This window comes from Agrobacterium tumefaciens, from assembly GCF_005221325.1.
GTDB lineage: Bacteria > Pseudomonadota > Alphaproteobacteria > Rhizobiales > Rhizobiaceae > Agrobacterium.
The window spans coordinates 80552-105572 of the sequence record NZ_CP039893.1 but is presented as its reverse complement, the minus strand read 5'-3'; the positions used below and the strand labels follow the sequence as shown (position 1 = coordinate 105572).

At 57.2% G+C, this 25021-nt stretch carries 20 protein-coding genes and 4 pseudogenes; 5 read left to right on the top strand and 19 right to left on the bottom strand.

What is annotated here, in order from left to right; all coding sequences use genetic code 11:
• The first annotated feature begins 23 nt into the window (after positions 1-23).
• Positions 24-458 carry a hypothetical protein gene (locus CFBP5499_RS29285; protein ID WP_130932615.1) on the top strand — a complete coding sequence of 145 codons (435 nt, stop codon included), beginning with the start codon at positions 24-26 and terminating at the stop codon, positions 456-458.
• Positions 459-806: 348 nt separating this feature from the next.
• On the opposite strand, the gene CFBP5499_RS29280 is transcribed toward CFBP5499_RS29285, so the two are convergent.
• From CFBP5499_RS29280 to CFBP5499_RS30295, 9 genes and pseudogenes are all read right to left on the bottom strand, one after another.
• Positions 807-1373, bottom strand: a complete 567-nt coding sequence (locus tag CFBP5499_RS29280; protein WP_233284295.1) for a GNAT family N-acetyltransferase — start codon at positions 1371-1373, stop codon at positions 807-809.
• A gap of 125 nt (positions 1374-1498) precedes the next feature.
• On the bottom strand, positions 1499-1801 hold the full coding sequence (locus CFBP5499_RS29275) for a cold-shock protein (RefSeq protein WP_080830704.1): 303 nt from the start codon (positions 1799-1801) through the stop codon (positions 1499-1501).
• A gap of 13 nt (positions 1802-1814) precedes the next feature.
• Positions 1815-2246 (bottom strand): hypothetical protein, encoded by a 432-nt coding sequence (locus CFBP5499_RS29270; protein WP_080830705.1) that lies wholly within the window; start codon positions 2244-2246, stop codon positions 1815-1817.
• A gap of 3 nt (positions 2247-2249) precedes the next feature.
• Positions 2250-2552 (bottom strand): integration host factor subunit beta, encoded by a 303-nt coding sequence (locus tag CFBP5499_RS29265; protein ID WP_080830706.1) that lies wholly within the window; start codon positions 2550-2552, stop codon positions 2250-2252.
• Between the two features lie 132 nt (positions 2553-2684).
• Positions 2685-7774: pseudogene (locus CFBP5499_RS29260) on the bottom strand (lactate dehydrogenase).
• 101 nt (positions 7775-7875) lie between these two features.
• A pseudogene (locus CFBP5499_RS29255) lies at positions 7876-8276 on the bottom strand (DUF3085 domain-containing protein).
• A gap of 13 nt (positions 8277-8289) precedes the next feature.
• Positions 8290-8898, bottom strand: coding sequence for a DUF1419 domain-containing protein (locus tag CFBP5499_RS29250; RefSeq protein ID WP_080830707.1), 609 nt, complete (start codon positions 8896-8898; stop codon positions 8290-8292).
• 142 nt (positions 8899-9040) lie between these two features.
• Positions 9041-10006 carry a DUF3991 and toprim domain-containing protein gene (locus CFBP5499_RS29245; RefSeq protein ID WP_080830708.1) on the bottom strand — a complete coding sequence of 322 codons (966 nt, stop codon included), beginning with the start codon at positions 10004-10006 and terminating at the stop codon, positions 9041-9043.
• Between the two features lie 218 nt (positions 10007-10224).
• Positions 10225-10401, bottom strand: coding sequence for a hypothetical protein (locus CFBP5499_RS30295; protein WP_172690353.1), 177 nt, complete (start codon positions 10399-10401; stop codon positions 10225-10227).
• Positions 10402-10676: 275 nt separating this feature from the next.
• On the opposite strand from CFBP5499_RS30295, the pseudogene CFBP5499_RS30960 reads away from it, so the two are divergent.
• Positions 10677-10775: pseudogene (locus tag CFBP5499_RS30960) on the top strand (helix-turn-helix domain-containing protein); the annotation flags it as partial.
• A 217-nt stretch (positions 10776-10992) separates the two neighbouring features.
• Here the strand turns inward: CFBP5499_RS30960 and CFBP5499_RS29230 are convergent.
• The 5 genes from CFBP5499_RS29230 to CFBP5499_RS29210 form a co-directional block, all read right to left on the bottom strand.
• Entirely contained in the window at positions 10993-12090 is a 1098-nt protein-coding gene (locus CFBP5499_RS29230) for an MFS transporter (protein WP_158523321.1), read from the bottom strand.
• Positions 12091-12152: 62 nt separating this feature from the next.
• A complete protein-coding gene (locus tag CFBP5499_RS29225; RefSeq protein ID WP_080830711.1) occupies positions 12153-13667 on the bottom strand; it encodes a hypothetical protein in 1515 nt (504 codons plus the stop codon).
• Between the two features lie 210 nt (positions 13668-13877).
• Positions 13878-14867, bottom strand: coding sequence for a phosphatidylglycerol lysyltransferase domain-containing protein (locus CFBP5499_RS29220; RefSeq protein WP_080830712.1), 990 nt, complete (start codon positions 14865-14867; stop codon positions 13878-13880).
• 438 nt (positions 14868-15305) lie between these two features.
• Positions 15306-15902, bottom strand: a complete 597-nt coding sequence (locus CFBP5499_RS29215; protein ID WP_080830713.1) for a phosphoribosyltransferase family protein — start codon at positions 15900-15902, stop codon at positions 15306-15308.
• Positions 15903-16694, bottom strand: a complete 792-nt coding sequence (locus CFBP5499_RS29210) for a hypothetical protein (protein ID WP_080830714.1) — start codon at positions 16692-16694, stop codon at positions 15903-15905.
• A gap of 345 nt (positions 16695-17039) precedes the next feature.
• Here CFBP5499_RS29210 and purE point away from each other — a divergent pair, with 345 nt between their 5' ends.
• The 3 genes and pseudogenes from purE (at position 17040) to CFBP5499_RS29190 (ending at position 19232) form a co-directional block, all read left to right on the top strand.
• Positions 17040-17534, top strand: a complete 495-nt coding sequence (gene purE / locus CFBP5499_RS29205; protein WP_137066583.1) for a 5-(carboxyamino)imidazole ribonucleotide mutase — start codon at positions 17040-17042, stop codon at positions 17532-17534.
• Between the two features lie 659 nt (positions 17535-18193).
• A pseudogene (xth, locus tag CFBP5499_RS30730) lies at positions 18194-18942 on the top strand (exodeoxyribonuclease III).
• Between the two features lie 44 nt (positions 18943-18986).
• Positions 18987-19232: a hypothetical protein gene (locus CFBP5499_RS29190; protein ID WP_080830716.1), complete on the top strand. Its 246-nt coding sequence runs from the start codon at positions 18987-18989 to the stop codon at positions 19230-19232.
• 721 nt (positions 19233-19953) lie between these two features.
• On the opposite strand, the gene CFBP5499_RS29180 is transcribed toward CFBP5499_RS29190, so the two are convergent.
• The 5 genes from CFBP5499_RS29180 to CFBP5499_RS29160 all read right to left on the bottom strand — a co-directional run bounded on the left by CFBP5499_RS29180 (position 19954) and on the right by CFBP5499_RS29160 (position 24980).
• Positions 19954-20907 carry an HD-GYP domain-containing protein gene (locus CFBP5499_RS29180; protein ID WP_080830717.1) on the bottom strand — a complete coding sequence of 318 codons (954 nt, stop codon included), beginning with the start codon at positions 20905-20907 and terminating at the stop codon, positions 19954-19956.
• 71 nt (positions 20908-20978) lie between these two features.
• Positions 20979-21956 (bottom strand): aldo/keto reductase, encoded by a 978-nt coding sequence (locus CFBP5499_RS29175; protein ID WP_080830718.1) that lies wholly within the window; start codon positions 21954-21956, stop codon positions 20979-20981.
• Positions 21957-21986: 30 nt separating this feature from the next.
• Positions 21987-22838, bottom strand: coding sequence for an alpha/beta fold hydrolase (locus tag CFBP5499_RS29170; protein WP_080830719.1), 852 nt, complete (start codon positions 22836-22838; stop codon positions 21987-21989).
• Positions 22839-22866: 28 nt separating this feature from the next.
• Entirely contained in the window at positions 22867-23868 is a 1002-nt protein-coding gene (locus tag CFBP5499_RS29165) for an NADP-dependent oxidoreductase (protein ID WP_080830720.1), read from the bottom strand.
• Positions 23869-23885: 17 nt separating this feature from the next.
• A complete protein-coding gene (locus CFBP5499_RS29160; RefSeq protein WP_080830721.1) occupies positions 23886-24980 on the bottom strand; it encodes an alkene reductase in 1095 nt (364 codons plus the stop codon).
• Between the last annotated feature and the right edge of the window lie 41 nt (positions 24981-25021).

Genomic DNA, 25021 nt, shown 5'->3' with positions numbered 1-25021 from the left:
ATCATAACGTTTAGGGGCGCAGAATGGATAACGACCGGGACATGAAGCAACAGACATCTGAACAGCGAGAGTCCATACGATGGCAGCCATTCGTCCAAACGCTTCTTGCAACATGCGCGTTGGTCGGCGCCGGGATTGGCGGCATGCTTCACTTCCTGAACGTCGGCGAAGGACACCCTGCCTATCAGATATTTGTGCTGCGCCTTTCGGCTTTCGTGTTGATCATTATCTTCTTTTTTCTGGTACTCGCAAATATAATAGTTTTCATCATGGAATTTGGCCGACTGGACAGAAAGCACGCGGATATAAAATACGTAAGATACGTTATTCGCAGCTTCACAATCGTGTTTACATTGATGCTGGCGGCATCCGCTTACGGTATATTTTTTGCAGGAACCGAGTTTTTCGCAAGGGGTTTGCAGGAGTATATCCAAGTCCTCAGACCTGCTAAGTCCTAGACACGTTGGTCCGCCTTTTATTCAGGACCTAGAAATTCATTTGCCCTACTCAACCTTCCCTATCTCGTCATAAAATGAGGCTCCACCCCCCTTTTCTTCTGCGTAAGTTCAAAATGGCAGGGCCGATTGCGTTAGCGCAATCCCGGAGGTTTCGACCAAAACACCGCCGCAGGCTGTCGGCACGGTGAACTATTTTCGAGATGATTGAGCGTTGGCTCCTTCTGGAAAAAGAGAGATAGCGAGGGCGCTATAATGAGGGTGAACAGACGCATGCCCCTGACTTTGTCCTTGCTGTAAAATGCACGAACATGCCCGAAGTTTATGATCGACTTTTGAATCGCCCGGACTTTAGGAATCCCACACCGGATTGAAGTTTGTGGCGGTCAGTTCGTGAGCGCTCCGCCACTGGTATCGGACGAAAATCAAGTCCGGGTAGCTGGCCATCACGCTTCGCTTTTCCTCAACGATCTGGCCATTTAATTTCTCGTAGAACCGGCGCGCTGGATGATTGTCGGCCAGAGTCAGCAGGTGTACAGGCCGGTTTCTTTGTTGCGGTGAAAACCGCTGAATACCCGCCGACAACAGGCTGCGGGCGACACCCTTCCCCTGATAAGCGGGGTCGACATACAGATTATGGAGGTATGTCCCGAACTGCGTTTCGTGATCAAACAGGAAGCAAGAAAAGCCCGCCAGTTCGTTGTCAAAATGCGCCAGGGTCACACGCAATCTCTCAGGGTCTGAGCCCTGCGAAAGGCGCTTCTCCCAGAGGCGAGTTTTTTCATCGGGCATTATCTCTGCCAGATAATCTGCCGGGAGCATACCCGCATATGCCCGTTTGCTGACCCGGACATGAAGTGAGGTTATTGCCTCCCGGTCATCCGGCGTCGCGTCTCTGATTGCTATTTCGATGCCCACGCGCTCTACCTCTATGCCCTGCAGAATTCCCGACGGAACTCGTTTATGCCAGTCACTGGCGCAGCGTTGCAAATCAGGACTTTTGAGCATCGCTCGTGACTGGCGGGGTGCGCTTAAGGACCGGGTTATCCGCGGCGTAGGCCCCATTCCCGCTCAAACGCGTCGCTGAACGCCTCCTCGCCTTGAGGCGGAGTGACAGGAGCGTGGTGCACAGCCTTTTCAACCGGCGCGGGGCGCACGTCTTTCGCCGTGACCTTGCCGCCCTTTTGCTCGACACCATAGTGAAGCCGCAAACCAGGCTGAAGCGTGGGACAGGCCGGGTCGGCTATGCTGCTCAGGTGCAGAAAAACATCCGGACCACCATCGTCCGGCGTAATGAAGCCAAACCGTTTGGTGGCATTGAACCACTTGACCTTGCCTGTCGGCATATCTTTCTCCCTGCTAGCTGGGCTTTATCTGCGATTGTTTGGCGGACCACATTTCATAATCGCGGAGCAGATCTTCGGCGATCGACCATTGCGGATATTCACGCCGCAAGATCTCGTTCTGCTGCTCCACGTCCGGCGATTGTTGAATGGCGCTTTGCCGAAAACGGTCAAGTACACTGTGACGCACCAGGGCCAGGCACTCCGGCGAGGCCAGATCACGTGGCAAATGTTCGAGCAAGCCGCTGACGATGACCACCCAGTTGTTGACCACATACGGCCGGTGGACCTCTTCGACCTTGCTTGTGATGTCCTCCAGCATCGAGAGAAGCGCGACAAACCGGACGGGCCAGGTTTCGGGCAGAAATTCCAACGCCATCATCTCGACCGTCGCACGAACGTCCTCGGGAAGGGCCTCGCATAACACGTGTTTCGAATATTCGATCAACGATTACTCCTTGCCACGCGGTTCTTCCGCTATATTCAGACGATCTTTGATCTCCTTGCCGGCGCGGAAAAACGGCACCCATTTTTCCTCAACGAACACCGCGTTGCCGTTGAGGGGATTGCGCCCCGAGCGTGCCGGACGATGCCGCACAACAAAGGTCCCGAATCCCCTGATCTCGACGCGATCACCGCGTTCAAGAGCGCCCGTTATTTCATCGAGGACGGCATCGACGGCATTCTCCGCATCGCGACGATGGAGGTATGGATTTCTCGCGGCAAGGAGATCAACAAGCTCGGATTTAATCATGACAGACTTTTTAGCGAAAACGAGGCATTTGGGAAGCCTGTAGGGCCTTCTCAACGACAAACCGTGCGCGGTTCGGCTAGGCCTCGTTACCGTGGTGTTCGCCGCAGCGGGCCGCGCCTCATGGAGGTGATCTCATGCGGCGAGTTCGTTCGTCTCCACATCACCGCGCGCCGATTTTCCCAGCGCCTCCTCAACCTCTCGCAACGCCTGGCGCTTCTCCGCCAGTTCATGCGCGAATGCAAAGGCGCCACCCTGCCGTGACTGGTAGGAGATCAGCCGGCGTTTGTATTCCTCCAGCCGCTGGCGATAGCGCTCCCGCTCCTCCCCGAACCCGTCGAGCGCATGTTCGAGGCGCGCGATGGCGCCGAGCGGCGTGACGGTGACCGGCAATTCGATCTCGTAATCGGCGCGGGTGCGCTGAAGCAGGGTCTGATAGTGGTAATTGTCACCACGCCCCAACGTTTGGGCATCGTAGACGAGATCGAAGCCACCGATGGAAGCAATGTGAATCTCCCCTTCATGCCGCAACTGGACGAGGGTGAGGATTTCCTTCATCAGCGCCCTCCCCGCCTCCTTACGCTCTCTATAGGTCTCGCCCTTGACGTTGATCGCAAAAGCATCACCTGAGGTCGGCACAAGCCGCTCGATATCAACTGCGATCTCGCCAAGGCGACGGCTGGCGGTTTCGATCTCGCGCTCGGCGTCGCGGATCTGCCGACGCACGGCGAAGAGATCGTCATCATGGGCCGCCCGCAGCCTTTCCAGACGAGCGATGTCAGCCTCCAGTCCGGCCTTCTGCATCAGGCGCTCGTCGCCTGAGGCGATGGCCTTGGCCATGGCGAACTGGTTGGCCTGCCCCTCGTTCAGGTCCTCCAGCCTCCGGATCGACGTATCGCCGGACAAAGCGGCTGCAATGAAGCGCGCCTTGCGTTCGTTGTTCTGCCACATGGTGGCGTCGAGTGAGCCTTGCGTGGCATAGGCGTAGATCTCGACCTCGTCGTGCTGGTTACCCTGGCGGACGATCCGGCCCTCGCGCTGCTCGATCTGCGACGGCAGCCACGGCACATCGAGATGGTGGAGCGCCTTCAGGCGAAGTTGTGCATTAACGCCGGTGCCCATGGTCTCCGATGATCCAATCAGGAAGCGAACCTTTCCGGCCCTGACATCGCCGAACAACCGCTGCTTGGCCTCGGTCTTTTTGAAGTCCTGCATGAAGGCGATCTCTGACGCCGGCACGCCCATGCGGATCAACTCGTCGCGGATCCACCGATAAGCAGAGAAGCCCCTGCTCTTCTCGACATTGATGGTGCCGAGATCGGAGAAGATCATCTGTGCAGCACCGGGCAGGTCATAGGGCTTGCCATCGGGGCGAACATATTCGTTCTGCGATGTTTCCTTCCAGATGCGGTGGGCGTTGCGCACCAGCAGATTGAGCTTGTTATCCGGCTCGTCGTCCATTGCCGGCATGACCAGGCGCAGGTCGATCGCCGCATGGCGGCCATCGGTGATGACCGACAGCAGAATATCGTCTCCAGGCTGCGCCGGTCCTCGCGCTGCTCAATCGCTTTAATGCGGGTTTCGAGAATCCTCTGGTAGGCTTTGAATGCTGGGGTGGGTGCAGCGGTGAGGATCTGCCGCTTGCCCGTCGCAACGTCGGGCACCCTGACATATGCCTTGAGGTCCTCCGGCATCACCACATCGGCAAAGGCGCGGAACATGGCGATCAGTTCCGGCACATTGACGAAGGACGAGAAGCGGCTGACCGGCTTGTATTTGCCCGACGGCTGAAGTTCGAGTTCCGTCTTCTCGTCACCGAAGTTCGACGCCCAGGCGTCGAACTCGTGTAGCCCGCGTTCGCGCAAGGCATCGTGACCCAGCAGCCGCTGGATCGAGAACATCTCGCCAAGCGTGTTGGTGATCGGCGTACCGGAGGCGAGCACAAGCGCGCGACCGGGGTTTTTCGTCTCGATATAGCGGGACTTCACATACAGGTCCCAGGCCTTCTGCGAACCGTTCGGATCGATGCCTTTCAAGGTGCTCATGTTGGTGGCGAAGGAGAGCTTGCGAAACTCCTGCGCCTCATCGACGACGATCTGATCGACACCGATTTCCGAGATGGTCAGCAGATCGTCCTTGCGCGTGGCAAGCGCTTCCAGCCGCTCCTGTAATCCCTCCTTCAGCCGTTCCAGCCGCTTGCGCGACACCCGGTCGTCGCTTTCGACCTTCGTCAGCAGATCCTCGTAGAGCTGCAACTCATCCTGGATCATTTGTTGCTCGAAGGCCGAAGGCACGCCGATGAACCTGAACGCGGAGTGCGTGATGATGATGGCATCCCAGACGGCGGTTGCGGCGCGGCTGAGGAAGCGGGCGCGCTTGTCTTTGGTGAAGTTCGTTTCGTCTGCGACGAGAATGTTGGCAGCGGGATAGAGCGCCAGAAATTCTCTCGCGGCCTGAGCCAGGCAATGGCCAGGAACGACCAGCATCGCCTTGGCGATCAGGCCGAGCCGGCGCTGCTCCATGATCGCGGCGGCCATCGTCATCGTCTTGCCGGCGCCAACGGCATGGGCGAGATAGGTCGAACCCGCCGAGATGATCCGCCAGATGCCGCGTTTCTGGTGACCATACAAAGTAAAGGCGCCAGAGGCGCCCGGGAGTTGCAGATGATCGCCGTCGAATTTTCGCGGCGCGATGTTGTTGAAACGGTCATTGTAATCGCGCGCCAGCCGGTCGGCCCGATCCGGGTCGGTCCAGACCCATTGCTGGAATGACTGCTTGATCTTCTGCAGCTTGTCGCGGGCAGCTTCCGTGTCGACGACATTCAGCACCCGGCGCTCACCATCGGCGTCCCTGAACGTATCGAAGATCTGTGGAACGCGGCTATTCAGGGCGTCGGCGAGCAGCTCGCCGGCATGACGGCGGCTGGTGCCCCATTCGGACGTACCGGCGGCGCTATAGCCCAGCTGACGCGCCTCCACCGTCCAGGAGCCGAGCTCCGGCATATGGTGAATGCGGATGTCGGCTTCCATCGTCTCCTCGACGAAGGCGACGACATCGGCGGCCGGGATCCAGGGGGCGCCCAGACGGGCGGTGATGTCGGAGGGTAGCAGATCGGCCGGCTGAACATCCTGAAGCGCTCGCACGTTGCGCTCATAGGCAGGATCCAGCTCGGCCGCGGCTTGTGCTGCCACGAGCTTGGTGCGCACCGCGCCGGAAAGATAGGCGTCGGCCGTCTGCCAGGATCCATCGGACGGGTCGCGGAACACTTCGTCGCCCAAATCGGCGATAATCGTGGACACGTCGAGATGCAGCAGTTCGGCGATATGATCGAGGTCGACATGACCACGCTCATTCAGCACGACGGCGAGCGCATCTGCAGGCGATGTGATCGTCGGCGCCGCGGGCGGAGCAATCACGCGTTCGGAAAAAATCGGACCGGGACGGGCTGTGTCGGTTTCGAGGTCGTAGTCCTCGATCGAGGCGACCAGCCAGCAATCAGGATCGTCCAGAAACGGTGCAAGGTTCGGGCGTCGATGGATCTCCTTCACCTCACCAGTCTCGGCATCCTCCTGGATCGAGACGGTGGTGTGATTGATCGGCCCGAAGTCGCGGACGAAGCTAGACCAGGCAATCCGCAGCCGGACCTGAAGATCGCGCCATGGGCGGTTCTCTTCCTGAGCCTTCAACACCCCACGAACCGCGTCTCGGATCGGGATCAACTTCGAAATGATCCGAATATGTTTCTCAGAGATCCCGTCACCCGAGCGACCCTTGCGCATGGTGACCGGCACGGTCGAGCCATCGACCATCTGCATCAGCCCCTTTGATCGGTCGAGGAAGAAGCTTCCCTCGCGGATGGCGCTCGGCTGGAGATCAACGATCCCCCCGAGTTCGTCCTCCAGATCGATATCGATCGGCGTCGGTTCACCGTCATAGAGATCGGCCGGCAGAAGTTCGACAGCAGCGGAGAGAGCAGCCTCAAGAGCCTCTCCAACGCGCGGCAAGCAGGTGTAAGTCTCGCCGAACGGCGCCGAGGTCACTGCGTGGATGCCGAGAACAAAGTCGGGGTGTCGGGCGAACCACCTGTTAACACGGATGGCGCCTTCGTCGTCGGTTGCTGGCCTGATCTCGTCGACATCGAGCCACGACTGATCGCCGTCCGGCTCACCCGGCTTTCGCTTGCGGAAGAACAGGATATCGACGACGACATCTGTGCCAGCATCCCGGCGAAAGCTGCCTTCGGGCAGACGAATGGCCGCGATCAGGTCGGCGGACTTGGCGATATGCTCTCGCGCCGTCGTATCGGCCTTGTCCATCGTGCCATGCGAGGTGACGAAGGCGGCGAGCGCGCCGGGCTTCAAGAGGTCGATCGACCGGGCGATGAAGTAGTCGTGCAGGCGAAAACCGAGCGACCGGTAGGCACGGTCCGAGCGGACGCTGCGATCGGAAAAGGGTGGGTTGCCAATGGCGAGATCGTAGATCGGTGCCAGGTCAGTGCGGGCAAAGTCACCATTGATGATCCGGGCTTTTGGCTGAAGCAGGCTGGCGATGCGGGCAGTGACCGGATCAAGCTCGATCCCGGTGACATAGGTCGCTTCGCGATAAGCCTCCGGCATCAGGGCCGGAAACAGGCCCGTGCCGATGCCGGGTTCCAACACGCGGCCGCCGCGCCAGCCAAGCCTCTGGATGGCGACCCAAATCGCCCGGACAATGAACTCCGGCGTGAAATGGGCATACTGCGTGCATCGGGCCAGCGACGCATAGTCTACTTCAGAGACGGCAGTCTCAAGCGACGATCCGAGATCGTCCCAGCCTCGCCGGAAATCGACCTCGCCCGGTCGACGGAACATGCCGTTGGCGAGTTCGCCGGCGCCAAAGCCGGTAAAGCGGATCAACTGCGCCTGCTCCTTGGGCGTCGCCGGCCGGTCTTGCTTGGAGATGTGATTGGCGATGAGGATGGCCGCAACATTGGCACGGGCACGATCCTTCCAGGACGAAGGTAACCCGCGGTCGCCCTCAAGGTAGAAATTTGCACGAAGGCGGGCGGGCCGGGCAGCTGCAGCTGCAATTGCCAGAGCAGGCGCAGGCGCCGGTGGCGTGGGATCCGGATCGTCGTCATTGGCGGCGACGGGCGAGAAGCTGCCAAACGCGGTGACGCCGAGTCCAAGGCCGGACGACAGCGCGGTGTTACCAAACATGTCGAGCGTGAAGGGATTGTTGCTCATGATAAATTCTCCTTGTGAAGGCGCGCGTCATCGTTCCGCCAAGACGATTGGCGGCGAAGGGACGCTGGTTGATGTTGAAGATCTCGCGGCGAGCCGGGACGTTACGACCACTCGATGATGAAGAGCTCCATAGCGTCCGGCTGGAAGCAGACGCCAAGATGCCAGGCGTTTGGGCAGGCAGAGATCATGGCCTCCAGCTGAGCGGCATCGATGAATTCGACGCCGTCATCTCCCCGAAAGTCCTGCGCTTGACCTCGAACCAGTCGTCGTTGGTGCAGGGATCGCATTCGAGCGCACAAGCAGCGAGAGGCCTCTCGTCGTCGGGCAGTCTGCCGTTCGAGCACAGGTAGACACCCTGATCGCCGATCAGCCAGACGCCCGGCCGTTCGTCGCGACCGGGATCAAGGCCGTAGTGGGGATTGCGATAACCGCCGTTTACTTCTGCATCGGCGCAACCGCGGGCGATCACCGCCCGTACGGATTCAATCGGAAAGGACAGCATGGCACCCATCTCCTCACGCTGCGGCTGCCGCATCGGGCAGATGGCGCAGTTGGACGGGCAGTTTGCTGGCGATCTCGTCGTCGGTCAGGTCGTCGAGCAGCTTCAACCTGGCAGATCGAGCTTTGGTGTAGAGACTGATGACGCGCTGATCCGGCAGATATTGCGGGGAGGTTTGATCGGAGTAGCCGCGATAGGCGTCCGCTGTGGTGCTCCAGATGTGCTCGAGACGCTCGTCCCGCGTCATCGCTCTCACCGGGCGCGTTTCCCGCACGATAATCGCCAGCCGCATCTCTTCCACCGACCGCTCGTATGACAGATCACAATATCCGTGGAAGTGACGAATGACCCCGTCGATCCGCAGCGCGAAGAACACCGATGTGACGGATCCGGTCAGGAATTCGCGCATTGCGAACATCGAGCCCCGGATCCACAGCGGTGGCAGGACCTCGAACATATAGTCGTGTTCTCGCTCGGTGATTTCGAACCACTCGCCTGCATAGAGCATGCTCGAGTCACCCTCGAATCGGTTTGGGCGCTGTGCATGCCGATCGAACAACCGAAACATCTGATGGCGGTCGGCGGTGCCCTGGTAGACTTTACGGATTTGGGAAGAGGTGTTCACTGACGGCTCCTTTGGCCCTGTCCGGACCGAAGTGCGGTGCTGCCCTGCCGGCTCACCATCCTCTTCAGTCCTTCATGACCCCTCCCCTCATGCCGCCTCTCCGTCCGGACGGGTCAAGGGCCGCGACCGAGCGGGCGAAGCTTCACCCTTGATGCGGCCGGCGGGCATGCGGCAGGCCACCTCTTCCTGCCCTCGCTTTCCTTTCCTTCTTTTCTTCTTCCTGCGCTTTCAGTGCGTCATTCCAGTCCTCGGCAGGCGGCGTCAGTCGCAACCAGTCACAGCCAACCTCCTCGGCAATGTCGCGAAGCCGGCCGGCGAAGGTCTCGCCCTGGCTATTGGCATCGGTAGCCGCGACCAGAACAGCACCGGGACGCGCGGCCAGCCTGCGAACCGCAGCGTGCGTCGCCGGCGACCACCCACCGCCAGTGCTGAGGTAGAGGCTGCACTCGCGAAGCCCCTCGAATGCCGCAAGGCTCATGGCGTCAATCGCCGCTTCGGTGACGCAAAGACGCATGGCGTCGGAAGAACCAAGGCGAAACAATACCTTCGAACCGGCTGCGGAAAATCCCTGCCAACTGGGACCACGCTCCTCCCACCCAGTAACTGCACCATCGTCATTGACATGCGCGGCCCACATGCTGCCGTAAGGGCCTTCCCGAAGGACGTCACTTTGGATGGCCTCCCGGATGATCGTTACCGGCACGTAGCGCTCAGCGCGCAGATAGCGCCAGGTCATCGATCCCTGCCAAGGGCGACGTCGGTTTGCCCAACGTTCCGGGATTGAAATGCTATGCGCGGGCTTCCCGGCCGGGCGAGACCAAACAAGATCCCTGGCGATGACGCCGACCAGGTCGGCCACCCGGTCCAGCGCTTCGACGAAGGAGACGCCGTCCAGATGCTTCGCGAGGCCGAAGATATCGCCTTTCGCGTCGGACAGCGGATCGAACCATCCCCGCCCCCCATGGATGACGATGACGATTTCCGCACCGCGCCGGTATTTTAATGCCTTGCGGGTGCTTTCCTTGACGTCGATGGCAAAGCCAGCCTGTTCCAGCAAGGCTGCGCACGGGACACGGTCCCGAAGTTCTTCCAGTTTCTGTTTCTCCATTATTTTCCCGGCGCTCTTGGCGCCGCCCTTCTCTCCAGATTCATTTCCCCGCAATTTGCGGGACCGTTTCCCGCGTCCGCGAAGAGCAAAGGGGGCAAGGGCGCGCCATGGCAATCTGCTGATCTGCAGCTTGGCACCTACCGTCGGTGCCAAGGCGTGGCGAAGCTTCCCTTGCCCCTTGCCGCTCGCAAGCGGCACTCGGATAGAAAAATGCCGGCTCAATGGGCCGGCCAGGGATGGAATTCATGCACGATCTCGATATCGTCTTCGTCATCGAGTTCGTCGCTCGGCAGAACGCCGAACTCGTCGCCGGACCTGAACAGGGTGACTGGAACCATCAGGGTGCGGGCGAGCTGGAAGGCGTGGTTCTGCGCAAGCGAAAGATCGGTGTTCATCTGAGGCTCCATCTTTGGAGCGGGCCATTTCCGCTCGATGGCTCCCGTCAGTGTCCGGAACCGGTCGCGATCACCGCGACGCGAAGCGGATGCGGCCGCAACTTGCTAGCGGACCCTTTATGAGCGCATCGCGTTGGTTCCCCGCTGAACAACGGTTGGGTGTGAACAGGAATAGAACACTCAGGCTGCCCGCGCTCTGTCAGAGACGACAAGTGTTTTCCGCGAACGGCTTTTAGCGGCCTGCTCCCAGAGGAAATCGCCGGAGAATGCGATATGCTCCCATTTCTCCTGCAGAAGCGGCGAAACAACTCGGTCTTGGGCGGTCCACGGTTTATCGGGAAATGCGGCGTATGGGTATCAGCCGTCCCGCTTAGTTGTTTGTCTTGGTCGCGAAACGGCTGGGTTCCGGGGCATTCAGACATGCGACGAAGATTATCTATAACGCGGAAACCCTGCACACGACGACGCTTTGAAAAACCTCGTTGCAAGCGCCACCTTGGCATAAAGTCACTGCTTCAGGGGCGCGGCTGACACACTGCTCCCAGCACCACATCGGACGGCGGCCTCGGGGTAAGTTGTATTCATTTTGAACTAACCGCGGCGCAGGTGAGCAAAATGTGAAAAAAAGACAGATCCGAAGGCGGCAACAGCCAGCAGCATACATAGGCTCGTTAAGGACGTTAGCCCAGCCAGACTCACTGTCGAATAGATGGTTCCAGCCGCGGCCAAGCCGCCTAGAAAATACAGTAAAGATAGGGATTTAGAAGAATCTTCTCCTCCGTCTCTTTGTAGTATTTGCGCGGTGAAAGGCGGCGCGTAAGCTCCTTTTGTGAGGCCGAGCAAAGAGAAACCCAGCAAGACAATACTGGTAGAGAGAGAAGTGCTAAGCCATAAGCCGAATGAGACAAGGGCCATACCCGCCCCGTTGATTAGGGTGAATATCTCAAAGGATATTCGTAAATCAAGGTTTCGTGTTACCAATGACAGATAGTATCCCATCAAAGACGAGATCAATATGACCGCAAACAATACGCTGACGACGGCGGCACTAACGCCTAAATGTATGAGTGTCATCTGGAATAATATCGGCAGAATGGCATCAAAAGTATATACTATGCAAAACCGCGACAATATGCTTAGGGGTACAAGTTGAAAATGTCTTAGATAATTATTTCCGGATTTGGCCTTCTTGTGTCGGCTCGGAGTAACCCAGTCGAATTTCATTATAACAAAAGGCACTAGCGAGCCGAAAAACATGGCGCAAGCGCTTGCGATGAAAACTGCTCTAAAACCGAACACGGTCGAAATTGCTGCTCCGCCCAGCAAACCCAGGAGCAGGCCGAGATGTCTGCCAGTCCAAGCCTTGGATTCGTATTCACTATAGCGCTTTTCCATTCCCTGATGCTTCAGAACAGCGAAAATCATCGTTGAATCTGATCCGGCAATCATGCTTTGTCCGACTCCCTGCATTATGGCCGAAAGGATAAACCAAACCATATGCATGGAAGATGCCTCAATGAGATAGGCTGTCGAAACGACCAATCCACCGGCAATCAGCGAGATTTTTGGACCATAGTGATCTGCAAAGCCACCCGAAGGAAGCTGAAGAAGCGAAAAGGTCGCCCAGTATGTCGAGCTCAGGAGTGCGATTTCTTGCGGGGAGAAACCCAAGCTCTGATAATATGCCACGGCGAGCGCGCCGTGAAAAAGCGCGCTTCTCAGGCATTTATGGGCCGCGTAAAGGAGGGACGTCAATTTTTAAACGTGCCCACTACCTCAGCGTAGACGCCATTGGCGCCACCTGCGGCGTCTCTTATCAAGACTGTGATAAGATGCGAATACTCACTTTGTTCTGGGTATCTGATGTCTAGATGGACCTGCCAACGCCCGGCGACATCCGTTATTTGAATCGAACCTGAAAGATCGTAGCTGTCGTTTCTGTTGCGTGATGTGGTGTGCCTAGGATCTATATAACTCCTGAAGTAGTTTTTATCGAGGTTTACCCATACATCCGGCTGAGCGATATGCTTCTTCGCGAAATGAAGTGTTATCTTCAAATTATCGGCATGGGCAAAACTAGACATCCGAACAGGAAATTTTTCGCCTTTCCAGCTTGTCTTGAAAGATCGTTCGCTATCAGGGCCAAGCGCAAGGACTTGCGGAATGTTAAGAGAAATGATGCTCAAACTGCTGCGATCTACGGCCTCTACCAACGAAAAGGGCCTTGTCACTATATCGGCTGTCGCCACGGTAAGTCGACGCCTCAGACCGAGTGCAACAAAGAAATCTTCAGACCACTCCCCGGCCTCCTCCAGAATCGGATCTTTTTCTGTCAGAAGGAAGGTATTGGTTCGAGCTGCGTCGGCAAACGTAGATCGGTGCAAGTTGACGATACGAGTATAATAATCGAGGCAGTCGAAGCGAGTAAGGAGCTTTTGAAACTGCCGACGGTCAAAAGATGGCAAGGAAAACAGCTTTTCTAGCTCAATTAGCTCAAACGCTCTAACCCGGGGCCGGAAACGTAATATGGGCGGATAAAGCCGTATGTAGTCAATAAAGATGTGCTGGAGGGTAATGAAAGCGGCATATGTGGCTGTAAGTTGCAGAGTGGACGTGGACACACTCGGTTTCCAAGAAACGGTTTCCGATGCAAGCAATTGGTATGGCAAAGCCTGTTCGCCAATCTCGGACCAGGCATCTTCTCTGCTGCCACTGGAGAAACGACCGGGATGTTCTGCACGGAAAATGGGGAAGTGTCGGTGTATGTCGATGTCTTGCTCGCGAAAACGAATGTTTATCTCCTCGTGGGTGGCCGGAAGATAAGTCTCTTCACTCCCGAACCTTATGAGCTCAGCGCCAAGGCTCCCCGGAACGTCTGCGATAAGATCAACGTCCCATGAAAAGCGTTCGAGATACTTATCACCGCTCAGGCGGGAAACAGTGTTTCCCTTTAAAACGATAAAGCCTTGGCTGGCCACATTAGACAACTCGGCCAGCAACTCGTTTCGGGAGCGAACCTGTATTTGAATCGCCTCGAACTCCTCGCGCAGTATGCTTTTTAAACGCGAGGCATCGTATCCGTTGGGTGCATGCTCGATTGCACGTAGCCCAAGCCCGACAATACGATGTTGCCTGAGATATTCCGCAACAGCCGCAGCTTCGATCCCTGCAATAGCATCAAAAGTTAGGGATCCACTCGCCCATCTAAGAATGTTGAGGAGCGGCTCAGACTCCAGATCTCTAAGGATGACATCTGTTTCCGACATCCAATTTGTCACCGCTGGCCCTCCGATACACTGTCTGCGTTTCGCCCCCCAACTGGGGCGGGTTCCTTATGTTTGTCACAACCTGCGACAAAGGAGATCTCGACCAGACGAAGTGAGGCGGTCACTGACGGACGCCCCTGCCAGGGCAACGAAATCGCGAAAGCGGCTTCAAAATTTCGGGCAAGGTGACGACAAACGTCCGACAACCGCTCAAATAACATAGTCGGACCCATCGGTAATAGCGGAGATGGCGACCTCTGGCTTTAACTTTCGGCGCTGCGATATTCGCGCGGAATAAAGATCTATTGTGGCGATTGGATCATATTTACTCTTGAATTCGTCAAGAGACGGCAGCTCAGACCCTCCCATATTTAGTGCTTCGATACCTTGCTCGTGAAGCCTTTGGCACGTAGTTACCAACTGGAAGTCGGATAGGCCCGTGATGGTCGTATCGCAGAGGTTTACATACAGGTTTGCAACACCCGCCCCGATATTTTCCCATATTGTGAAACCAACTGGTCGAGCACTCTTGAAGAAGACAAGCCCACCTACTTCTGGAATCGGGGTCGACAAAATTCTGAACAGGTGCTCGTAAAATTGTGTCATCTCGGGCGTGTCCTTGCGATCAAGGATCATCGTACCTTCCCAGAAGCGAAGTGTTGCTCGGAAGGGAGCTAGATCGCTCATTACATCAATGCTGGTCGCCTCAATGTCCGTTCCGGCCCTACGGCATTTGTTTCTTATCTTAGCGAACTGCCGCCCGTCCAACGTTGCGACTTTTTGGGTTCCGAGAACCCGAACAGGGTATTTCCAGTCGAGTTCTTCCTCGTTGATAATCGAGACCGATATATCACTTCCTGAGGATTCCAGTTTGTTTTCAAGCTTTTCCAAATCGCCCGCGGTATAGCGAGCAAGGCGAATATCATTCTGTTTCCCAACCAAATCTGGGAGAATACTTGCTGTAAGGGCATAATCCGCCTGCAATCCGATTTCTGGGAAAATCAGGATGCAGTCTTCGCTATGGGGATGCTTGCTTTGAACAAAGCAACTTTTATCCGACGCATAGACAATGGCTCCTCTCCGCCCCGTAAGCTTATAATATAGTGGAGCAATTGAATATGAATCTGGATGAAAAGCGCCAATGTTGACGAAAAGTTTCCGTAAACTGGGATAGTCCAGAGGTCTGCCAGGGCTGTCCATTCGCGTAATCCCGTGAAATCTACAACGGTTTCCCGTACATTGTCAGCAGACGGGTCGTGTCTTTGAATAGTTCGACACAATGAAAGTGGTCGTTCTCATCGCGAAACATGTGAAGCGATCCGACGCTACCAGAGAGCGTCGCATCTCCCTCACTTACCAGTTTCACCAAGCCGGTCAGGGAAAAATGCGGAGAGAATTCTAGCGGATTGGATTTGGAGTGAGTAAACGCGTAGCGATTTCCATCTGGCAAATATACCAGCCACCATCGGTCATTAGGCGGTGGGCTGTTTGACGTAAGCGTATAACTCACCCAACTGAGCGAGTGTCCTAGAACATTTTCCAGGCGATAACTATCTAGCCCTACGAAAACAGATTCAGGAGCAAACTCAGCTTCAAAGTGGTCTCCAATAAAATGCCGAGCGCCTGAAACCTCCACCATTAAAATACGTCTCGGCTGAGAATCGCGAAGAGAGGTGTGGGAGACAGAGCTGTGCGACCATTCTTGGAGATCGTTTCGAAAAGGGTCGCGACTTCCACGACCGTCGCCCCAGCATTTCTGAGAAGGCTCAGTGCACCCAGCGACGTACCGCCCGTTGCGACTGTGTCATCGATGAGAACAACCTTCGAACCTGGCTCAACGACGTCATTTGCCAATGTCAGTTTACGCTCAGCGTAAACCATTCCGACAGAGGCCTCCGATGCATCGTAGACTGTATCGCTAGCCTTGCGGATTGGATGAAACGGAACGTTTAACACATAGGCAAGCGTTGCGCCGAGACCGAAGCCACCAGCACCGATCCCTGCGACCGCATCGATCTTATTTCCTTCATATCGTCCCTGAAGGCATTCGATCACTGCATTCCTCACGTTTGGATTTTTGTCAAAGGTTCGATAAAAATCAAGGTATCTAATGCCTTGGTGCGGGAAGTCATCGAACAGAACCTTGTGTTTATCGAGCAAATCCGCGGCAATCTGCTTCTTTTCCTCAAGGCTCGCCTCAGCTTCTTCAGAAATAATGGCTATTTTTTCAGACATCTAAGCCTCCTTTTCGATCAATATTTCGCGTTTGTATTGCGTGATCACAGCGTCGATCGCTGAGAAAATTTGCGAATTTGCTGTGTCTTGCCCCAATGTGGAATCGATTGTTATGAAGTCGTTATCCGCACTCGTTCTCGCAAACGATTGAATCGCGCGACGATAGAAACGAGGATCAAGGATTTTCCCTTTGTCCTTTGGGCGAGCTCGTATCCTATCGAGAACGACATTCTCTGGCGCTGTGGTATGGAACCCGATAGTTGGCCTCGGTAAACGCGAGGCAACATTAACCATCGTAGCCAAATCTTCAGCATTTGCGCCGAGTGCTGCCGCCTCGGCTATCGGCGTTATGGCGTAGCGGTCGCAGATTAACCAAACGCCGTCCCGAAGCAGTCGGAAATAATGTGATCGGAATCTTTGCAGACGATCGGCAAGACACACCAGTCCTAAGGCAGGCTGATCAACGGTTCCATCAAAGGCGACGGAAGTATCGTCCGCATATGACCTGAAATAAGGTAACTGCCGGCAAAACGGAGAAAGAAGGTCAAGCTTTTCGACCGCGATACCGCTGTTTTCGAGATAGTCATGAGCAGACTGCAAGCTCGTTGACTTGCCACTACCATCGATCCCCTCAAATACGATCAGCTTGCCGCGAAATTGCAATTCGCTGAATGGTATCTTGAGATTTCGAAGTGGCGCATAATCGTCGTCAAGGGTGCTGACGGAGAGCTGCCATGGATACCGCCGCTGTTGATCGTACCGCTGCTTGAGAAGAAAACCGTCTGAAGCCATGTAACCACCTATTTCTATAAATTTAGTAGACTATCGCAATGCGGGAAAGTCAATGTGACAATTTCATGAAGCCACCCTGAAGATTATATTTTGTCAAAAAATCGTTCAAATATCGAATATTGTTCTATAATTTCGTCTAAGCGATATCCGTATAGATGGCGATATCTAATAAGTTAACGAGGTAATCCCAAAAAAACACGCCCGTAAACTCTACCGGAGGTGGTTTATTATATCTTTTGTCAAGACTTGATTTTTCTACGGCAACGAAAGGTCAGCCTATGCTGGGGCTTGATAGCGGGAAATCCGGCTCGTAGTGAAAACAGGTGGAAACAGGAGCCGGTTTATATGACAGACGTGCCTACACCGATTGTATCCGTTATTATGGGCAGCCGCTCGGATTGGCCCACAATGAAGCATGCTACGGACGTGCTTGATAGCTTTAGCATTCCCTACGAGACAAGGATCGTATCCGCCCATCGTACGCCGCAGAGGTTATTTTCATTTGCTGCTGATGCACAAAAGCGGGGGATAAAAGTCATCATCGCCGGCACCGCCTATGCAGCGCATCTGCCTGGAATGACAGCCTCCTTAACCGATCTTCCTGTAATCGGGGTACCGATAGAATCCCGATCACTGAAAGGGTTGGACTCATTGCTATCCATTGTTCAGATGCCCAAGGGAATACCGGTCGGGACTTGCGCCATTGGTGATGCAGGAGCCACGAATGCCGGGATTTTTGCAGCTAAAATCTTGGCATTGGCGGATGTCGATCTGGCCCGGAGATTAAATTTGGCGCGTCTTGCTTTGGCAGACGCTGTACCCGAGGCGGTCGAAGATTAGACAATATGCCAGATCGGAACGCCTTGCATGTGCGCTCGTTTTGACGATCCCATCACTTGCTTGATAAAGACATAAGGTGCCGAAGGAGGAGACGCTGCATTCATCGCCGATGCGCGCCCGAATTTACGTTTGATCGGCAAGAGGGTGGACGACGCTGTGATGGAACGTACGTCACCGGTCGAGTGCAGGGCTAACCGTTGGTCAGCGGGAAATCAACGCGATGTCCTCTTTATGGGTCGATCATGAAAGATCCGGAACCCGGCCAGGACGCCATCACAGAGAGCGGGATTGGGACGCCTTCGTAGACCGCCTCCGACAAACAATGATGATGCTGATGTGGATCTTGTCGTGGTCCCGATACCTTGGCCGTTTGTTCAGCCTTCCATTAGGTCCGAGGATGTCCCCGCCCGTTGCGGCGGCGTCCCACGTGATTTGACGAGCCCTACTTCTCTTGTGACCATGGGCGAGAACTAATGGAGCTATCCTGTTACTCGGTGATTAATCGAAAGGTCTCGTACGCGCCTCGGTGATTGGCATCGCATGAATTCCGGTATCGACAGGAAGAAGCCGCCATCAAAGCAGCAGCGGCGCCTCGGGCGCAGCTTTCTTTTTCGCCCATAGCTCGCTTGTCCGCTCCATCGTCACCAACTCGGGCGGAAATGTCCGCTTCCGGAATGCGAGCGCAGCTGCGGTGGCTGGCCGAAGCGCAGCCTGATGTCGTCTGTCTGCAGGAACTCAAGGCGCCGGACGAGAAGTTTCCCCGCCGGGAAATCGAGCGTGCCGGCTACGGCGCCATCTGGCATGGTCAGAAGAGCTGGAAGGGCGTTGCGGTCCTTGTCCGGGATAGGAGCCGCGCGAGACAAGCCGCGGCCTCCCGGGCGACCCCGACGACAGTCACAGCCGTTAAATCGAGGCTACCATCAATGGCATGATCGTCGGCTGCCTTTATCTTCCGAACGGCAATCCAGCACCAGGGCCAAAGTTTGACTACAAACTCCGCTGGTTCGAGCGGCTACATTCCTATGCCGCGGGGCTGTTGGAGCTTGATGTGCCCGTCGCCCTTGTCGGCGCTTTTAATGTGATGCCGACCGATCTCGACGTCTACAAACCCGAGCGCTGGCGAGACGATGCCCTGTTTCGGCCGTAAGTACGGGCCGCCTATGCCGAGTTTATTGCCATAGGCTGGACGGACGCCGTCAGGCTGCTGCATCCCGAACAACGAATCTATACGTTCTGGAAGTATTTCCGGAAAGCCTTCGCGCGTGATGCCGGTCTGCGCATCGACCATTTTCTTCTCAGTCCGTCACTGCGGGAGCGACTGCAGACCTGCGGTGTCGACAAACATGTGCGTGCCTGGGAGCACACCAGCGACCATGCCCCGGCCTGGATTGAACTGGATGATGATTAGTCCGTTGTCGCCAAACCCATCGATGACAGAGGAGCAGACAGACAATGGCAGAGGGACAAGACTTTGATGCTGCGGAGTTTGCAGACCAACTTTCCGCGATGACCGACGAAGAACTGTTTGCGCTGATGCAAAAGCTCGAAGACGAAAGCGAAAATACCCCCTCCAAAGACCGTGACAGCAGCGAGGTCTTTGTCAGGATCGCCATGGTTGAGATCACGATCGAAGAGCGATTTCCCGGACAGCTATTGGTGCCATATAAGGACTGGCAGCAGCGGCGGATCGATATCTGAGGAGCGAAGATCGTGACAAATGGACCCGACAATGCCGAACTACTGTTCAAGCGTCTGGATGATCTTGTCGCCGAGATTATCGACCGGTTTGCGAATGAGGGCCATCGAACGGTCACGGTGATCGAAACGCTCCAAGACGTCATTGCAAAACATCGCTTGGCTTACGACCGTGACCCGATCCGGCTGAAGACGTCGAGGAGCCAGCGAACGATTGGCCCGCCGCGGCGACCCCATCAACAGAGGGGAAAAAGTAACGCTTATGCTGCCCTCGCCCGAGCACCCCGGTCCAGCCGAGACGGCGAAGAGCCTCAACTATCGTGACAAGCTGGTGGTCGAAGGCGAGTTAATACTTGACCGCCCTGCCATGCCGTTCGTTCCGGTTTCGGAGAGGTTGCGGATTTGGCAAGCTTTGTACGAAGTGGCTGGACGAACAACGCCTCGCCCGTCGCGGCGGACGACGTGCGAAAAGTCCGTGACAGCGTCCTCTCTGCGGAACGCCACTAACAAGTCTGGCCTGGGTGGCGCTATTCGCTTGTACGAGTAGCGCCAGCGCCTCAGCTTAGGGCATTAGCTAATGTCGAAGCCGGTCAGGACACAAGGCCGGTGCGGGAACTGCCAAAGATGATTGGGGCGCCCACCCGCAACCGAAGCCCTCGTTCCTAAACTAGGCAGGGCTCAATCGCGGGCGAAATCCCGCATCTGCCGAGCGTGGCGCACATTCTCAGTGGATCGTGCCATTGATCACCATCTTCGAGACGAAGGCTTTCATAAGATCCGGATCGAAATGGCCGGTGGAACTCATCATCGTTTCGATGGCCTCCGCTTGCGACCAAGCCCGCTTGTACGGTCGGACCGAGGTCAGTGCGTCGTAGACGTCACAGATTGCAGCAATGCGTGCAACGTATGGAATTGCTGGCCCGGCCAGCCGGTGCGGATAGCCACTGCCATCGAATTTCTCATGGTGGTAAAGGCAAATATCGAGAACACGCCGGGGCATGCCAGCGATACGTTTCGCCATCTCGTAGCCTCGTTCCGGATGAGTTCGAATGAGATCCATCTCTTCGACTGTCACCTTTCCGGGTTTACGCAACAATGCGGTTGGCAGCACCATTTTGCCGAGATCGTGAATCAGGCCGCCCAAACCGAGAATCCGCACCGCATCCTCGCTCAGCCCGAGGTTTCGTCCGAAAGTGACCATGAGGGCACTGACTGCCAGTGAATGCAGGAATGTTCCCTCGTTCTTCTTCTTGAGTTTGGCCACAGCAATCATCGCACCTGCGTTCGTCATTGCCTCCAGCATGATCCTCTCGACGGCTTTGTCAGCCGCGTCCAGATGAAGCGCACCCCGAACCCTAGCCTCCACGAAAACATTGCCCACACTGCGTCGGGCATCCTGAATGGCGTCTTGTGCATGTCGGATTTGCCGCGCGCTGAACTTTGAAGCGAGAGCAGACTCATAACCAATCAGGTCAAGCTGGACCTCGTTGTGAACGGAATCAACATCCACCCCTTTCTGTGTATTTATAACGACACTGATCGCGTGACTGTTCATTATAAGGTCGACGTCGATGGGAGACGCAACAGGCCCAAGATGAGGCAGCGGAAGAACCCCTCCCTCAAGCTCTTCAATATACATGCCGACGCGAACCTGATGCAGCCGTATCCTCTTCTTCATCCTTGCCCCCAAGGTTCCCTACCGAGATAGGAACACCGTTATTCCCGCGCGTCCGGCCTTAAACTCCAGCGTCAGGCACGGGCGCGTGTCGTCGCGCGCGACGTTCCCGCGGGTGCGCTGGCCGCATCGAGGCGCGCGATCTGCTCTGCCGAAAGGGTCAGCGCCGCCGCGCCGATATTGCTCTCCAGTTGGGCAAGCGATCGCGGTCCGATGATTGGCACTGCGCCATGTGTCATGGCCCAAGCGATGGCGACCCGATCGGGACTGGCGCCAGTCTCTTCCGCCACCTGCAGAACAGCATCGACGGTGGCCGTGCGAAGCGGCGTGTTCTCCGCCTGGAAAACGCGGCCCCCAAAGCCTTCGGCGCGCCCGGTCTCACCCTTACGATACTTGCCGGTCAGCACGCCGCCGCCCAGGGGCGACCACGTCACCGTGGCGATCTCCAAAGCGTCACAGGCGGGGAACAAGTCGGCTTCGGGCTCACGATGCACAAGGCTATGCTCGAATTGTGCAGCGGCGATTGGCACGGCGCGCGTCAGCTCAGTCAGCGTCGCCGCGCGGGCCAGCCGCCAGGCGGGAAAGTTGGAGAGGCCGGCATAGAGGATCTTGCCGGCGCGGGCGAGATCGTCCAAGCCGCGCACGATCTCCTCGATCGGCGTCAGGCCATCGGGATGATGCACCCAGTAGAGGTCAATCCGGTCGGTCTTCAGACGCCGCAGGCTCGCCTCAACGGAGGCGACCATGGCCTTGCGGCTGTTGCCCGTCACCAGCCGGTTGGCATTTGGCGCTGAGCCGCTGCTGAACTTGGTCGCGAGCACAAAATCCTCCCGCCGTCCTTCCAGCGCCTTTCCCAATATCTCTTCCGACTGGCCGAACTGATAGACATCGGCCGAGTCGATGAAATTGCCGCCTGCCTCAGCGTATGCGTCCAGAATGGCGACCGCTGTCTCGGGATCGGCGCCATATCCCCAGCCGGTACCAAAATTGCCTGTGCCCAACGCCAGTCTGGAAAGCTGAAGGCCGGTCCGGCCGAACGTCGAATAGTCCATTCTATATATCCTTGTCTGGGGTGCTGGCGTTCAGCCAGCCAGAAACGCCTTCGCCTTCGTCAGGAAGGTGTCGTGATACTGGAAGATGCCGCCATGCCCCGCATCGGGATAAAGGACGAGTTCGGCGCCGGGAATGCGGCGTGCAAGATCGGACGAATTCTCGCTCGGCACCATGATGTCGTGATCGCCGTTCGCCACGAGGACAGGCGTGCGGATGGTGTCCAGCGAGTGCGGTGCCTGGAGGCCCCAGGCCTTGATCGCCTTCAACTGACGGAGGAAGGCTTTCAGTGAGACCGCCTTATCGCGATCTCTCGTGCGCTCCTTAAGCCGTGCGAGGAATGCTTTCGCCGCTTGCCTGCTCTTGCTGCTCGACGTGAAGAACAGATAGAATTTTGGATCGCGGCGGGCCAGCAAGCCCTTAACGATGAGCGGCCACGAAACCCGCCCAACCCGCTCGATCCCGGTCCCGCCCACAGGCCCCGTGCCGGCAGGGGAGGCTCGACGGACGAGATCGGGTGCGTCGAAGAGGATTTGCTGCGCGACAAAGCCGCCAAGCAAGAAGCCGATTAGGTCGGCAGACGCCAGTCCCAGCGCCTGGATCGTGGCGATCGTGTCGGCGGCCATTTCGGCCACGCTGAGCGGTGCCGTGTCGCCGGAATTACCGACACCGGGGTAGCCGAGCGCATAGACCGGCCGAAGCGACGCCAGACCCTCGACGATCTTGGGATCGAAATTGCCGAGGTTGGCGCCCCATTGATTGAGCAGCACAATCGGCACTCCAACATCAGGCCCGAGCCGGCGATAAGCGAAACGCGTGCCAGCAGCCTCAACGTGTTCAGTTGGTGTTGCCTTCCAGTCTGCATTGTGCGGGTTGCGATTCATATTGCGATCCTTGTTTCGAGATATCGCGTCACTTGAGCGTGACGACGACCTTTCCTTTGGCGCGACCGGTGTCGATGTAGGCGAAGGCTTCGTTCAGCTTCTCGAACGCGAACGTGCGATCCACCACCGGACGAATCGTGCCGTCTTCGATGAATTGCGTGATCTGCGCGAGCTGTCTTCCGTCGGCGCGCATGAACAGAAATGAATAGTCGACGCCCGCGCGCTTCGCCTTGCGGCGGATGCCCGAACTTAAGAGGCGCAGCACTAGCCGAAGCACCGCATTGAGGCCCTGGGCGCGTGCGAAGGCAGGATCGGGCGGACCGGAGATCGAGATCAGCTTGCCGCCGGGCTTCAGAACCTTCAGAGATTTTTCCAGGGTCGTGGCGTCGAGACTGTTGAGGACGACGTCGTAGCCTGACAGCTTTTCCTCGAACTTCTCGCTGCGATAGTCGATGACGACATCCGCTCCCAGTTCCTTTAGCATCGCGGCGTTGGCGGCGCTCGCCGTCGTCGCGACGATCGCCCCAAGATGTTTGGCGAGCTGGATCGCGAACGTGCCGACCCCACCCGACCCGGCATGGATCAGCACTTTCTGTCCCGGCTTGATCTGCGCGCGCTCCACCAACGCTTGCCAGGCCGTGAGGCCAACCAGCGGGATGGACGCGGCTTCGGCCATCGACAGGCTCGCTGGTTTTGGCGCCAAATCGCTCTCCTTGATCGCTATGCGCTCGGCAAAAGCGCCGATCTGCCCGTCACGGGGGCGAGCGTAGACCGCGTCACCGACTTTGAAGCGCCGTACGTTTGCACCGATCTTGATGACGGAGCCGGCCAGGTCATGGCCGAGCACAAGCGGCGGCTTGTAGGGGAGGATCGGCTTGAACGCGCCGTCGCGAATCTTGGAGTCGAGCTGGTTGAGACCGGCTGCCTCAACCTCGACCACCACGTCGTCGGGTCCGGGCACAGGATCGGGCATGTCGCCGTAACGCAGCGCCTGTTTTTTTCCGTAGCGGTCGAGGATGAAGGCCTTCATGATGCTGTTCCTCCCGATCAGGCGTGAGTGGATACGCGAGCGGTGGGATAGTCTGTATAGCCTTCCGCACCGCCACCATAGATTGTCGCTGGATTCATCTGGGCAAGCGGATCGCCGCCTTGCAGGCGCTCGACCAGATCGGGATTGGCGATGAAGTGATGGCCGAAGGCGATCAGATCGGCCTTGCCCTCGCTGACGCGAAACTTCGCCAGCTCAAGGTCATAACCGTTGTTGGCGATGTAGGTTTTGCTGAAGCGCTGCCGCAGCGCGTCGAAATCAAACGGCGTCGCATCGCGAGGGCCGCCGGTAGCGCCCTCCACAACGTGGATATAGGCGATGCCCAGTCCGTCCAGCGCTTCGACGACGTGGTTGAATTGCGGCTGCTCGTCGCCTGCCGGCACGATGCCGCTGGCCGGCGACACCGGCGAGAGGCGAACGCCCGTGCGCTGTGTGCCGATCTCGCCTGCAACCGCAGCCGTCACTTCGAGCAGCAGCCGGGCACGGTTTTCGATCGAACCACCGTAGGCATCGGTCCTGACGTTTGCGGTTTCCCGCAGGAACTGGTCAAGCAGATAGCCATTCGCGCCATGCACCTCGACACCATCGAACCCGGCTTCGATCGCGTTGGCAGCGGCCTTGCGGAAATCCTCGACGATCGTCGGGATTTCGTCGAGCGCCAGCGCACGCGGCTCGGATACATCGGCAAAGCCATTGTTCACAAAGGTCTTGGTCTCGGCGCGGACTGCTGACGGCGCAACCGGAGCTTCACCACCGTGAAGGTCGACATGGCTGACGCGACCGACATGCCAAAGCTGGACGAATATACGGCCGCCCTTGGCATGGACCGCGTCTGTTACCTTGCGCCAGCCCGCGATCTGCTCCGGCGTGTAGAGGCCGGGCGTATTCTGGTAGCCCTGGGCCTGCCGGGAGACCTGCGTTGCCTCGGTGATGATGAGCCCGGCGCTCGCGCGCTGGGCATAATAGTCCGCCGCAAACTGGCTGGGCACGAGCCCCGCGTCGGCGCGGTTGCGCGTCAGCGGCGCCATGACGACGCGGTTGGCCAGGGTGAGGCCGCCAAGGTCGTAGGCGCTGAAGAGGTCTGTATCTGTCATTGTCGGTGTCTCTCGTTTTATGATCTAGATTCTTATCGAAG